This window comes from Streptosporangium sp. OZ121 (assembly GCF_051918885.1).
In the GTDB taxonomy this organism is placed as follows: Bacteria; Actinomycetota; Actinomycetes; order Streptosporangiales; family Streptosporangiaceae; genus Streptosporangium.
This window is the reverse complement of the sequence record NZ_JBPXMC010000001.1, coordinates 1,003,091-1,017,189: the sequence shown is the minus strand read 5'-3', so window position 1 is coordinate 1,017,189 and position 14,099 is coordinate 1,003,091. Positions and strand designations below refer to the sequence as shown.

Here is a 14,099-nt window from a genome sequence, read left to right as displayed (position 1 = left end):
GTTCCTCATTCTGGTTAGATTCCCCGTTCCTGCCCATGCTTGACCGATAGATGACCGAGCAGGGGCTTTCCAAACCCTTCACGAGGGGTCGTCCTCCTGTCCACCGGGGCGGCGGGGCACCAGGAGCGTCACGGCCAGCGCGGTGGCGCCGAGCAGGAACACGCTCACCGCCACCGTCGCGTGCAGGCCGGAGACGAACGCGACGCGGGCCGCGCCGAGCAGGGCGTCCCCCACGCCGCCGCCGATCTCCCGCGCCACGTGTGCGGCGGAGGCGAGCGACTGGCGGGCCTCGTCCATCATCGCGGGCGCGACGCCGTGGACCGAGGCGAGCGCGGGGGCGTACACGGCCGTGGTGATCGTGCCGAGCACCGCGACCCCGAGCCCCGCGCCCAGCTCGTAGGCGGTCTCCTCGACCGCGGCGGCACCGCCCGCGTGGGACTCCGGGGTGGACGACATGATCGTGTCCGAGGCGGCCAGCAGGGCGACCTGGATGCCGAAGCCGATGCCGACGAAGCAGAATGTCAGGGCCACCGGGTGCCCCTCGGTGTGCCAGGTCAGGGTGGGGGCGAGGGAGACGGCGGTCAGCGCCAGCCCGCCGCCCATCGTGGCGCGCAGCCCGAACCGGCGCAGCAGCCGCGCCCCGGCCAGGCCGCCGGTGATCGAGGCGATCATGAGGGGGAGCATCCGCACGGCCGCCTGGAGCGGGCTGTCGCCGAGGACGAGCTGGAGATACTGGGCGAGCATGAGCTCCAACCCGACCAGGGCGAAGACCGTGAGCAGCACGGCGCCCACCCCGGCGCGGAACGCCCGCCGCCGGAACAGGCTCAGGTCCAGCAGGGGGAAGGCCAGCCGCCGCTGCCTGCGGACGAACCAGACCAGCAGCCAGACCCCGCCCAGGAACGCCGCCAGCCCGCCCGGATGCCCGGCCCCGGCCTCCTTCAGGCCGAAGGCCACCCCGAGGATGCCCAGCACCGACAGCAGCGCGCTGAGCGCGTCCCACGGCTGTCCGGCGCGCTTGCGGGACTCGGGAAGGAGCCTGGCCGCGACGGGCAGCAGGACCACCAGGATGGGAACGTTGATCAGGAAGACGGCGCCCCACCAGAAGTGCTCGACGAGCACCCCTCCGACGAGCGGGCCGACCGCGGCCCCGGCCGCGGCCACCGCGCTCCACACGCCCAGCGCGATCGCCCGCTCGTGCCGGTCGGTGAAGACCTGCCGGATGATCGAGAGCGTGGCGGGCATGATCATCGCTCCGCCGAGGCCGAGCAGCGCGCGTGCGGAGATCAGCGCGAGCGGGGTCGGCGCGAACGCCGCCGCGGCCGAGGCGACGCCGAAGACCAGGTATCCGGCCAGCACCAGGCGCTTGCGCCCGTAGCGGTCACCGAGGGTGCCGAAGGTCAGCAGCAGCGGCGCGACCATCAGCGAGTAGACGTCGATGATCCACAGCAGCTCTACGGAGGAGGGTTCGAGGGCGGCCGTCAGCGCCGGTACCGCGATGTGCAGCACCGTGGCGTCCACCGCGATCAGCAACAGGCTGAAGCAGAGGACGGCGAGGACCGACCACCGGCCGGCCCCGGACGCCCGCGGGTCGCCGTCCGCGCGCCTGGCCATGACGGTGGTCATGAGCCGCTCAGGATCTGCCGGCCTGGACGAACATGCGTCGCAGCTTAGGCGAAGTCGGGCAGTGCCCGGGGCGGCATTGGGTGATTGATTCACGTAGTTATGTCCGTTTTACGGCTCCGATTGGGTCAATATTCGGCCCCTCACGAGGTCGTCGGCGACCTCTCTAGAGAGATACAGGCATATACCGCCGTCTAGGCAAAAGGTGATCTCGCACGGACCATGGCGATCGTGGGGAGTCAGCGCGAGGCCCGTGAGCCGCCGTGGTGAGCGGGCCCGGCGGAAACGACTCCGCCCAGGTCCCGCCACCGCGGGACCCCACCGATCCCCGGCATGGGAAGGACTCCGGCCGGGTTCCGCCGCCACCGCGGGACCCCGCCGACTCCCGGCATGGGAAGGACTCCGGCGGGGTTCCGCCGCCACCGCGGGACCCCGCCGACTCCCGGCACGGGTATGACCCCGGCCGGTCCCACGTGCCACCGCGGGACCCCGCCGATCCCCGGCACGAGCGCGAGCACGACCCCGCCTTGGTCCCCGTCCCGCAGCCGCGGGATCCCGCCGACCCCCGGCAGTGGTGCGCCGTGGCCGCCGCGTGGCTGGGCCGCGACCGGCCCGAGGCCGCGCTGGAGGCGGCCCGCAGGGCGCTGGATCTCGATCCCCGCTCCGAGTCCGGCGCGGACTGGGGATACCGCCTGGCCAGCCTCGCGTTCGAGCGGCTCGGCCGCGACGCGGAGGCCGTGGCGGCCGCAGAGGAGGCCGTACGCCTCGCGCCGGGCTCCTGGGCCGCGCGGATGCGCCTGGGAGCCGCGCTGCGCAGGGTGCCGGGGCGCTGGCGCGAGTCGCGGGCCCAGGCGGCCAGAGCCGTCCGCTACGCGCCGGAGGAGCCGGACCCGCACGTCCTCGCAGGTGACCTCGCGCTGCTGAGAGGCGAGTACGACCTCGCGGAGACCGCCTACCGCGAGGCGCTGCGCCGCCTGCCGGACCACCCCGGCGCCAGGGTCAACCTCGGCCTGACCCGGCTGCGCTGGGAGCGCCCGCGCGCCCACCACGATCCCGCCTGGCCGGTCGACCCGCGCGAGACCGGCCGGGCCAGGCGCGCCCTGGAGAGGTGGTCGCGGCAGACCCGCATCCTGCTGGCCGTCGCCCTCGTCGTGGTCTGCGCGGCGGAGTTCGGCTTCGGCCTGGCCTCCGTGGCGAGGATCGGCGGCGGGCTGGTGCCGCTCGCGGTCCTGGCGATCACCCTCAGGCAGGCGCACCGGGTCAGGCTCTGGTCGTACGTGCCGCGCATGCTCGTACGCGACCTCTGGCTCGGCATGTCGATCTCGATCACCCTGGTCGCCGTGGCCGCGTACGTCGCGGCCGTGGCCACCCTCCCCGCGGAGGCCCCGCCCCTCCTCTCCGGCCCGGCACCGGGCGCGCCGGGGGTGGTCTGGGCGGGTCTCGCCGGGCTGGTGCTCCTCAACGGGACGGCGCTGCTCGTCCTGCGCGTGCTCGTCGAGGCGTGGCGCGGACGGCCGATCAGGGCGCTGGCCGAGTTCGCCGCCGCCGCCGGCGACCGTACGGCCAGGCGCGACGTGAACGTGACCCTCTGGCTGGTGGCGGGCCGGGTCTGGTCGGTACCGGTGGCGGTCGTGGTGGCGGTCGTCGTGCTGGACGAGCGGAGCTGGGCGCCGGTCGCGCTCGTCGTGCCGCTCGCGCTCGGCTGGGCCCGCGGCCGGGCCGGTACGGCCCCCGGCCTCGCCCGCGCGCTGGCCTCGGACCACGGGCTGGCGGCGGCGCTGGCCCTGTCAGCCTCGGCGTCGGTCCTGCTCGGCGCGGCCGGAGCGGCTCCGGCCCTCGGGCTCGTCACGGTGGGCGAGTGGGCCTGGTGGGCCGGGATCGCGCTGCTGGCCGTACCGATGGCGATATTCGCCGCGAGGTCGGTACGGGCGTGGTGGCGGGGCGCGCCGGGGCCGTGGCGGGCCTCGCTGGTCATGTGCGACGGCTGCGGGAGCCGCCTTCCCGGCGACGCCGGGCCGCCGGTGGGGCTCAGCGGGGAGGTGCGCGCGGCCTTCACCTACGCGCGGGGAGTGGTGCTCGCTTACGCCGACCCCAGCGGCCCGCGCGCGCTCGCCGTCGGCGCGGTCAGCTCGGTCGGCCCGAGCGGCGAGCTGCGCCTGATCGCCGCCTCCGACGCCTGGGAGGCCGCCGAGCGCGACCCCAGGGTGGCGGTCTTCGTCGCCGATCCGCTCGACCGCCGCTTCTGGGCCGAGGTACGCGGCATCGCCATCGGCGACACCGAGGCCGACCTGCTGAGGATCACCCCCAAGGAGGTCGTGGTCGGCGAGTATCCCGGCCGCCACCAGGGCCGGGCACACCGCGGCTGAACCGCCTCCCGGAGCGCCGGGCACACCGCGGTTGAGCCGCCCTCCCGGAGCTTCGTGCCGCCTTGCCGGGCGGTGACATTTCCATGCCCGTCTCCCGGTGCGTCTCCCCGTGCGGAGGGGCGACGGGCGGCGGCCGGGACCGGGCCGTACCACCGGCCGGGAACGCGGGCGCGGGCCGCCGCGCGCGGGGCGCGGCGGCGGCACAGGGAAGTGCGGGGCCGGAGGGACGGTGCGGGGCGAGCTTGCTGCCTCGGACGTTGGTTTCATCCGTTCTCATCCGTATATCTGATCGTGCCCGCGCGACGGCGTGGCGTGACCCTCAGGCACGCGCAAACGTCCCCTTGTTGCGGTATAACCGGGGGCGGACCGGGGAGGCGTGATGCGGGAATCCAGCAGGGCCCGTCCGGCGGGGCGCGCGGCGGCACGGGATCTGTTCGAGCAGGTGCGGCTGGGATACTTCCGGCTCTCGCCGCCCCTGCGCAGGCTGATCTACGTCGCGGTGCTGGCCGGGGCGGTCGGGCTGGCGCTGGGACTCGGCTGGCCGATCCTCAACACGATCTTCGTCACGCTGACGCTGCTCGGCTTCGCGGCGCTGACCCTGAGCTTCCCCCGCGCGGCCGCCACCCTGCTCGTGGTGCTCGGCTGGCTGGCGGGAAACCTGATCTTCCAGACCGTCGTCTTCGGCCTGAACTCGCCGATCCCGACGGCGCTGATGCTCCTCGGCCCCCTGGTCGCCGGAGCCGCCCACCTCATCCGCTGGGTCCCCCCGTGGATGACCACGGTCATGGCGCTGGTGCCCGCCGGGCTGACGGCCGTCCTGCTCGGCGCGGTCATCCCCGGGATCGGGGCGTACCCGGCCATCTGGGCCGCGTACGCCGTGGCGGCCGGGGTGCTGGTCCACCGGTTCCTGCAGGCCCGCCGGGCGCGGGTCGTCCTGGAGCCGGGAGAGCGGCACCAGGCAGGCCTCCGGGTCCGCGAGGGCGGCCACCTCCCCCCCGCCCAGGGGACCGGCGAGCGGGACGCGCCGCCGCCCATCTCGGTGGAGGAGGCGCTCGGCGAGCTGGACGCCATGATCGGCCTAGCCCCGGTGAAGGAGCAGGTCCGCTCGATCGCCGCCTCGATCGAGGCGGCCAGGCTGCGCAAGGAGGCCGGATACTCCACCGAGCCGCCGATGCGGCACTTCGTGTTCGTCGGCCCGCCGGGCACCGGCAAGACCAGCGTGGCCAGGACCGTCGCGAAGATCTTCTACGCCTTCGGCCTGCTGGAGACCCCCTATGTGGTGGAGGCCCAGCGGGCCGACCTGGTGGGGGAGTTCCTCGGGGCCACCGCGATCAAGACGAACGAGCTGGTCGACCGGGCGCTCGGCGGGGTGCTCTTCGTCGACGAGGCGTACAGCCTGATCAACTCCGGCGACGGCCAGCCCGACAGGTTCGGCGCGGAGGCCGTGCAGACGCTGCTCAAGCGGGCCGAGGACGACCGCGACCGGCTGATCGTCATCCTGGCCGGATACGAGAAGGAGATGGCCACCTTCCTGGCGTCCAACCCCGGCCTGTCCAGCCGGTTCTCCAGCAGGGTCCGCTTCCCCAGCTACGCCCCCGAGGAGCTGCTCCAGATCACCGAGCTGCTGCAGCGGCGCCGGGGCGACCGGATGGCGCCCGAGGCCGCGCCCGCCCTGCTCGCCCGCTTCGAGGACATCCACCGGCGCGCGATCGTCGACGACCTGGGCAACGCCCGGTTCGTCCGCAGCCTCGTGGAGGCCGTCGCGCAGGCCAGGGACGTGCGCGTGGTGGGGGCCGGCGGCGCGCCCACCACCGAGGACCTGGTCACCACGGTCGAGAGCGACGTGGTCAAGGCCTTCGACGAGCTCACCGCCCGCTACCGGGGCTACCAGGTCGCCCCCTCCCTCGAGGAGGCGCTGGCCGACCTCGACCGCATGGCGGGCCTGGAGCCGGTCAAGCGGCAGGTGCACGCGATCACCGCGCAGCTCAGGGTGGCGAAGATGCGCCAGGAGCGGGGGCTGCCGACGCCGCCGCAGATGCGGCACTTCGTCTTCGCCGGGCCGCCCGGCACCGGCAAGACCACCGTGGCCCGCATCCTGGGCCGCATCTTCGCCGCGCTGGGCCTGCTCGCCCAGCCCGACGTGGTGGAGGCCCAGCGGGCCGACCTGGTCGGCCAGCACCTCGGCGCCACCGCGATCAAGACGAACGAGCTGGTCGACCGGGCGCTCGGCGGGGTGCTTTTCGTCGACGAGGCGTACGGCCTGGTCAACTCCGGCTACAGCGGGGGTGACGCCTTCGGCGCCGAGGCCGTGCAGACGCTGCTCAAGCGGGCCGAGGACGACCGCGACCGGCTGGTGATCATCCTGGCCGGGTACGAGCGGGAGATGAACGCCTTCCTGGCGTCCAACCCGGGCCTGGGCAGCAGGTTCAACCAGCGGGTGCAGTTTCCCTCGTACTCCCCGGGGGAGCTCACCGAGATCGCGGTGCTGCTCGCCGACGAGTCGGGCGACAGGTTCGACGACGCCGCCCGCCGCGACCTGGCCGAGGTCTTCACCTGGGTCTGCGACGAGGGCCTGATCGACGGTCTCGGCAACGGCAGGTTCGCGCGCTCGCTCTTCGAACGCGCCGCGATGCGCAGGGACGTCCGCCTGGCCGCCCTCGGCGGCGCCACCGCCAGCGCCGCCGACCTGACCACCATCACCAGCGCCGACCTGCGCGCCGCCGTGGACGAACTCGCCGGGAAGTGACCCGGCTCGCCGGGAGGTGACCCCGGTTCTCCGGGAGGTGACCCCGGTTCTCCGGGAGACGGTCCCGGGCCCGCCTGGAAGTGCTCCGGACCCGCCCGGCACCTTCACGGATCCGGCCGGTTGACCCGAGGGCCCGGCGAGGCCGTCTCTCAACCGAGATCCCTCCGATTCGGTACGCTATGCAGCCCACCGGTCGCCGAGTGTAGCAAGATGGTCACCGACAGCGGCGGGGCTCCGGAGGAGGAAAGATGGCGGGATTCCTTGCCCGCAGGCTGCTCAACTACCTGGTGCTGATCGTCGTGGCCACCAGCCTGGCCTACATGCTGGCCGCCTCCGCCCTCAACCCGCGCTCCAACTACGAGGGCCGCAACCCCCCGATCCCCCCGGCCGTCGTCGACGCGCGCCTCACCGACCTCAACCTGAACGACCGCACCCCGCTGTTCGAGCGCTACCTGACCTGGGCGGGCGGTCTCGCGCGCGGCGACTTCGGCAAGACGGTGGCCGGAGGCTCGGTCGGCGACGACCTCGGGCGCCGGATCGGCGTCACGCTGCGCCTGATCACGATCGGGCTGATCCTCGGCAGCGTCACCGGCGTGCTCATCGGCGCCTACGCCGCGGTCCGGCAGTACGGCCTCTTCGACCGGGTGTCGACCGGCCTGTCCTTCGTCGTCCTCGCGGTCCCCACGGTGGTGCTGGCCAACATCCTGATCATCGCCGCGATCCGGCTCAACGAGGCGGCCGGCACCCGGATCCTCCTCGTCAGCGGCGAGGCGACCCCCGGTCTCGAGGGCGGGTTCGCCGCCGCCGCGCTCGACCGGATCCGGCACCTGGTCCTGCCCACGCTGTCGCTGTCGCTCGGGCTGGTCGCCGTCTACAGCCGCTACCAGCGCAACATGATGCTCGACGTGCTGGGCGCCGACTTCATCCGCACGGCCATGGCCAAGGGGCTGAGCCGCCGCGCCGCGCTGACCCGGCACGCGCTGCGCACCGCGCTGATCCCGGCGGTCACCTACTTCGCCTTCACCTTCGGGTCGCTGCTGGTCGGCACCACCTTCACCGAGAAGATCTTCGGCTGGCACGGCATGGGGGAGCAGCTGGTCGACTCGATCTCCACCAACGACGTCAACACCGTCGCGGCGATCAGCTGCTTCGCCGCGCTGGCCGTGCTGCTGGCCTCGCTCGCCTCCGACGTGCTGCACGCCGTCCTCGACCCGCGCGTCCGGGTGGGGTGAGCCGGAGATGACCATCGCCGACGAGGAGCTCGCCGAGCAGCGGGCGTCCGTCGACAGGATCAAGGCGCCCTCGCGGCTGCGGGTGGTCATGGGCCGCCTCCTGCGCTCGGGCCGGGGCAGGACCGGTTTCGCGCTGCTCGTGCTGATCTTCCTGCTCGCCTTCGCCGGGCCCCACCTCACCCGCTGGACGTACGCCTCGAAGGACTACACGGCCTTCCTCGCGCCGCCCTCCGCCGAGCACTGGTGGGGAACCCTGCAGACCGGCGCCGACGTGTACGCGGTCACGCTGCGCGGCATGCAGAGGTCACTGATCGTCGGCCTGCTCGCCGCGGTGGTAGGCACCGCGCTCGCGGCCGTGGTGGGCGCCTTCGCCGGATACTTCGGAGGCTGGACCGACCGCGCGCTGACCTGGCTGACCGACCTGCTGCTGGTGCTCCCGGCCTTCCTGATCCTGGCGATCATGTCCCCGCTCTTCACCGGGGGGCAGTGGCCGGTGTTCGTGCTGGTGCTGGCGCTCTTCCTCTGGATGGTCACCTCGAAGATCGTCCGGAGCATGACCATCTCGCTCAGGGAGCGGGAGTTCATCCACGCGGCCAGGTTCATGGGCGTGCCCCCGACGAGGATCGTCTTCCGGCACGTGATCCCCAACATGTCCTCGCTGCTGGTCGTCGACGCCACGCTCAACGTCAGCGCCGCGATCCTCACCGAGACGTCCCTGTCCTACTTCGGGTTCGGCATCCAGCCGCCCGACGTCTCGCTGGGCAGCCTCATCGCCGACGGCGCGCAGACGGCCCTCTACGCCCCCTGGACGTTCTGGTTCTGCGCGGGCCTGCTGATCGTCACCGTGCTCGCTGTGAACCTGGTCGGCGACTCGCTGCGCGACGCCTTCGACCCCACGTCCCACCGGGGCGGGTGACCGGTGACGAGCGAGCGGCCCTCGGGCGCGACATCCCGGATCCACGGGACCGGCGGGCGTGCGGCCGCGCCTGACCCGGTCGCCCCCGTGCTCGAGGTGCGCGACCTCGACGTCACCTTCGGTTCGGGTCCCGGCGCGGTCCGCGCGGTCAGGGGCATGGGGTACGCGGTCCGTCCCGGCGAGGTGCTCGGTGTCGTCGGGGAGTCCGGCTCCGGAAAGTCGGTCACCTCGCTGGCCGTGATGGGCCTGCTCCCGGCGCACGCGCGCGTCACCGGCTCGGTGCGGCTGCTCGGGCAGGAGATCCTGGGCGCCCCGGAGCGGACGCTCACCGCGTTCCGCGGCAAGACCGTCTCGATGGTCTTCCAGGACCCGCTCTCCGCGCTCACCCCCGTCTACCGGGTCGGCGACCAGGTCGCCGAGGCGATCCGCGTGCACCAGAGGGTGAGCGCCGGCCAGGCCGCCAGGCGCGCCGTCGAGCTGCTCGACCTGGTCGGCATCCCCAACGCCGCGCAGCGGGCCAGGGCGTTCCCGCACGAGTTCTCCGGCGGCATGCGCCAGCGCGCGGTGATCGCGATGGCGATCGCCAACGACCCCGACGTGATCCTCTGCGACGAGCCGACCACCGCGCTCGACGTGACCATCCAGGCGCAGGTGCTGGAGGTGCTGAAGACGGCGCAGCGCGAGACCGGCGCGGCGATCGTCATCATCACCCACGACCTGGGGGTGGTGGCCGGGTTCGCCGACCGGGTCCTCGTCATGTACGCCGGGCGTCCCGTCGAGGTCGGCCCGGTGGACGAGGTCTACTACCGCAGCCGCATGCCGTACACCATGGGACTGCTCGCCTCGATCCCGCGCCTCGACCGCGGCCGGGAGCAGCCGCTGGTGCCCATCGAGGGCAGCCCGCCGTCACCGGCGGCGCTGCCGCCGGGCTGCCCGTTCGAGCCGCGCTGCCCGATCTCCGTCCAGGAGTGCGCCGAGGTCGAGCCGGAACCGGAGCCGGTGGGCTCGCCCGGCCATCTGGCGGCGTGCCTGCGCTCCGGAGAGATCGAGGCGGCGGGCTGGTCACCCGCCCAGGTCTACGGCGTACGCGGCCCCGAGGCAGGTCTCACCCGGCGCCCCGGCGACCCGGACACCCCGGTCACCGCGGCCGGCCCGGCCGCACCCGCCGTCGAGGAGCCGCCGCGCCCGCGTGACGAGCGTGACGTGGTCCTGGCGGTCGAGGACCTGGTCAAGCACTACCCGCTGGTCAAGGGGACGCTCCTGCGGCGGCGGGTCGGCACGGTCCGCGCGGTGGACGGCGTCGGCTTCGACGTCCGCGGGGGCGAGACGCTCGGCCTGGTCGGCGAGTCGGGCTGCGGCAAGACGACCACCCTGATGGAGATCCTGGAGCTGGCCGCGCCGCAGCGCGGCAGGATCGTGGTGCTGGGTCGCGACACCTCGCGGATGGGCGCCCGCGACCGGATGGCTGTGCGGCGCGACATGCAGGTCGTCTTCCAGGATCCGCTGGCCTCGCTCGATCCGAGGATGACCGTCTACGACATCCTCGCCGAGCCGCTGCGCGCGCACGGCCGCCGGGACCCGGGGCCGAGGATCGGCGAGCTGCTCGGCCTGGTCGGGCTGGAGCCCGGCCACGCCGCCCGCTACCCGCAGGACTTCTCCGGGGGCCAGCGCCAGCGCGTCGGCATCGCCCGCGCCCTCGCCCTGGAGCCCCGGCTGGTCGTGCTGGACGAGCCGGTCTCGGCACTCGACGTGTCCATCCAGGCGGGGGTGCTCAACCTGCTGGAGGAGCTGAGGACCCGCCTGGGCCTGTCGTACCTGTTCGTGGCGCACGACCTGGCCGTGGTCCGGCACATCGCCGACCGGGTCGCGGTCATGTATCTGGGAAGGATCGCCGAGATCGGCCGGGCCGGCGGGGTCTACGACACCCCGATGCACCCCTACACGCGGGCCCTGCTGTCGGCGATCCCGCTGCCGGACCCGGTGCTGGAGCGTTCCAGGCGGCGCGTCCTGCTGGAGGGGGACCTGCCCAGCCCGGCCGACCCTCCCTCGGGGTGTCGCTTCCGCACGCGCTGCCCCCTGTTCAAGGCGCTCGACGAGACCGCCAGGCGGCGCTGTGCGGACGAGGAGCCCCAGGTGCGGCAACTGGGGGACGACCACGGCGTCTCGTGTCACTTCGCCGAGAGGATCGACGCCGTATGACCCGGTCGCGCGCCCGTTCGAGCACCCGTCCACCATCCGGTCGCGCGCCCGGTCGCACCCGGCCGGATGCCCGGCCGCACGCCGGGACCGGACAGATCGCCCGTCATTCGCACGCCCGTTCGTATGCTCCGGGAGGAACACCGTGATATCGATCCGGCGCATGGGCGCGCTCGCCGCCGCGCTGGCCGTGGCCCTGGCCCTCGTGCCGGGGCTCGCCGGATGCGGGAGCGGGGGCGGGGGCGGGACGCCGGGCGGGCCCGCCTCGGCGGTCAGGGCCTACGACATCAACCCGGTCGCTCGCGACCGGGTCGCGGACGGGGGCGTGCTCCGCTGGGGAATCAACGAGTATCCGTCCAACTGGAACCTCAACCACATCGACGGCAACCTGGCGACGGTCAAGAAGGTCATGGACGCCCTCATGCCCTCCCCCTTCCGTTCCGACGCCAAGGGGCAGATCTCTCCGAACACCGACTACCTGTCCGAGGGCAGGGTCACCGCGCGCAAGCCGGAACAGGTCGTCACGCTGACCCTCAACCCGCGCGCCAGATGGTCCGACGGCACCCCGATCACCTGGGAGGACTACCGCGCCCAGTGGCAGGCGCTGAACGGTCACGACGCCGGCTACCGGGTGGCGAGCACCACCGGTTACCGGGACATCGAGAAGGTCGTCAGGGGCAGGGACGACCACCAGGTCGTGGTGACCTTCGCCAAGCCCTTCGGCGACTGGCAGTCGCTGTTCGCGCCGCTGTACCCCCGGAGCACCAACGCCACCCCGGAGGCGTTCAACAACGCCTGGCTGAACCGCGTCCCGGTCACCGCGGGCCCGTTCGCGTTCGCCGCGTTCGACCCCACCGCCAAGACCGTCACCCTCGCGAGGGACGACCGCTGGTGGGGCGAGCGGGCCAAGCTGGACCGGATCATCTACCGGTCCCTGGAGAGCGACGCGCTCGTCGGCGCCTTCAGCAACGGCGAGCTCGACACCTTCGACGTCGGCCCGTCCGCGCCCGACTACGCGCGGGCCAGGAGCACCCCGGACGCGATCGTGCGGCAGGCGGCCGGACCCGACTTCCGGCACATCACGATGAACGGCGAGAGCGCCGTCCTGTCCGACCCGAAGGTCCGCAGGGCCGTCGCGATGGGTATCAATCGCCAGGCCATCGCGCAGTCGGACCTCCAGGGCCTCGACTGGCCGATCGTCCTGCTCAACAACCACTTCTTCATGAACACCCAGGAGGGCTACCGGGACAACGCCGGTGAGATCGGGACGTACGACCCCAGCAGGGCCGGGCAGGAGCTGGACGCCGCGGGCTGGAAACTGGAGGGCCGGACCCGCAGGAAGGACGGCAGGGAGCTGAACCTGCGCTTCGTCCTGCCATCCGGACTGCAGGTCGCCAAATCCGAGGCCGAACTCGTCCAGGACATGCTCGGCCGGATCGGTGTCGGGGTCACCCTGCAGTCGGTGCCCGGGGACGACTACTTCACTAAATACGTAATTCCCGGCAATTACGACATCACTGCGTTCGCGTACGTGGGCACGCCCTTTCCCGTCTCCAGCTCCTACGGCCAGTACGCCGACGCCGTCATGCGCCCCGACGGCACCAGGCAGTGGAACGCCAACCTCGGCCGCATCGGCTCCCCGCGGATCGACGCCGCGATGAACAGGGCGACCGCCGACCTCGACGACGCCAGGGCCATCGCCGACACCAACGCGGCGGACAGGCTCATCTGGCAGGCGGTCAACGTGGTGACGCTCTACCAGCGACCGCAGAACGTCGCGGTCAAGAACACCCTCGCCAACTTCGGCGCCCGCGGTTTTCACGACCTGCGCTACCAGGACATCGGCTTCGTCCGGTAGCCCCTGATCCCCGGCGGGCCGCGTTCTGTCGGGGCCGCGGTGTAGAAGTCGGTCATGGCTATCTCGGTGACCTGGCCCCAGGTGCTCGCCTGGCGGCTGAGGCGGCAGTTCGTCGACCCGTCCGACGGGCCCGACGCGGTGTCCGTGGTGCGGAGACTCGCCGGGGTGCAGGCGCAGGTGGCCTCCTCCGCCGCCCTGGCGGTGGCCGTGCGGAGCGCGCGGCCGGATCCCGGTGAGATCGACCGCGCGCTGTGGCGAGACCGCAGCCTGGTCAAGACCTGGACGGCGCGCGGCACCCTGCACCTCGTCCCCGCCGACGAGCTGGCCTCCTACGCGGCCGTCCTCGGCTCGTTCCGCACCTGGGACAAGGGCTCCTGGCAGCGCGGCCACGGCGTCACCGCCCCCGAGGTCGCCGCCATCCTCGACGCCGCGCCCAAGGCGCTCGCCGGCCGCGTCCTCACCCGCGAGGAGCTGGTCGACGGGGTCATCGAGGTCACCGGCGACGCCCACCTGCGGGAGGCGCTCACCTCCGGCTGGGGCGCCCTGCTCAAGCCGTTGAGCTTCCTCGGCGAGCTCTGCCACGGCCCGCCGCGCGAGGGCCGGGTGACCTTCGCCGCCCCCCGCGACCAGGTGCCCGGCTGGCCCGGCGAGCTTCCCTCGGCGGAGGAGGGCGGGGTGCGCCTGCTCCGCTCCTTCCTCGGCGCCCACGGCCCCGGTGCCCCCGAGACGTTCGACGGCTGGCTCTACCGGGGGGCCGTCCGCAAGGCGACGCTGCGCGGCTGGTTCCGCGACCTCGCCCCCGAGCTGGCCGAGATCGAGGTGGCCGGCCGGCCGATGGTCGTGCTCGCCGAGCACCTCGACGACCTGGCCGCGACCCGGCCCGCCACCGGGGTCCACCTCCTGCCCGGTTTCGACCAGTACATCCTGGCCGCCCCGCGCGACCTGGAGCCCCTCCTGCCCGCCGAGGCGAGGGCGAAGGTCAGCCGGGCCGCCGGCTGGATCTCACCGGTCGTGATCCACCGGGGCCGGGTGGCCGGGGTCTGGGAGGCGAGGGACGGGAAGATCACGGTCGATCTCCTGGAGGAGGTCCCCGCCGCCGCCCTCGCCGCCGAGATCGAACGGGTCTCCGCCCTCCTGCGCTGACCGGGGCCGCCGGGCCGAGCCC

The 14,099-nt window shown here is 73.4% G+C and carries 8 protein-coding genes; 7 read left to right on the top strand and 1 reads right to left on the bottom strand.

Annotated elements, in window-relative coordinates:
* Positions 1-78: 78 nt before the first annotated feature.
* Complete coding sequence (locus ACTOQ1_RS04715; RefSeq protein ID WP_440064663.1) at positions 79-1,623, bottom strand: MFS transporter; 1,545 nt, start codon at positions 1,621-1,623, stop codon at positions 79-81.
* A 470-nt stretch (positions 1,624-2,093) separates the two neighbouring features.
* On the opposite strand from ACTOQ1_RS04715, the gene ACTOQ1_RS04710 reads away from it, so the two are divergent.
* The 7 genes from ACTOQ1_RS04710 to ACTOQ1_RS04680 all read left to right on the top strand — a co-directional run bounded on the left by ACTOQ1_RS04710 (position 2,094) and on the right by ACTOQ1_RS04680 (position 14,077).
* Positions 2,094-3,986, top strand: coding sequence for a tetratricopeptide repeat protein (locus ACTOQ1_RS04710; RefSeq protein ID WP_440064662.1), 1,893 nt, complete (start codon positions 2,094-2,096; stop codon positions 3,984-3,986).
* A 379-nt stretch (positions 3,987-4,365) separates the two neighbouring features.
* Positions 4,366-6,732, top strand: a complete 2,367-nt coding sequence (locus ACTOQ1_RS04705; protein WP_440064661.1) for an AAA family ATPase — start codon at positions 4,366-4,368, stop codon at positions 6,730-6,732.
* A 248-nt stretch (positions 6,733-6,980) separates the two neighbouring features.
* The gene (locus tag ACTOQ1_RS04700; RefSeq protein ID WP_440064660.1) at positions 6,981-7,964 is read left to right on the top strand and encodes an ABC transporter permease; all 984 of its coding nucleotides are present in this window, start codon (positions 6,981-6,983) and stop codon (positions 7,962-7,964) included.
* A 7-nt stretch (positions 7,965-7,971) separates the two neighbouring features.
* Positions 7,972-8,880: an ABC transporter permease gene (locus tag ACTOQ1_RS04695; RefSeq protein ID WP_440064659.1), complete on the top strand. Its 909-nt coding sequence runs from the start codon at positions 7,972-7,974 to the stop codon at positions 8,878-8,880.
* 39 nt (positions 8,881-8,919) lie between these two features.
* Positions 8,920-11,079 (top strand): dipeptide ABC transporter ATP-binding protein, encoded by a 2,160-nt coding sequence (locus ACTOQ1_RS04690; protein ID WP_440064784.1) that lies wholly within the window; start codon positions 8,920-8,922, stop codon positions 11,077-11,079.
* 142 nt (positions 11,080-11,221) lie between these two features.
* Entirely contained in the window at positions 11,222-12,934 is a 1,713-nt protein-coding gene (locus tag ACTOQ1_RS04685; protein ID WP_440064658.1) for an ABC transporter family substrate-binding protein, read from the top strand.
* 54 nt (positions 12,935-12,988) lie between these two features.
* The gene (locus ACTOQ1_RS04680; RefSeq protein ID WP_440064656.1) at positions 12,989-14,077 is read left to right on the top strand and encodes a DNA glycosylase AlkZ-like family protein; all 1,089 of its coding nucleotides are present in this window, start codon (positions 12,989-12,991) and stop codon (positions 14,075-14,077) included.
* Positions 14,078-14,099 lie beyond the last annotated feature (22 nt).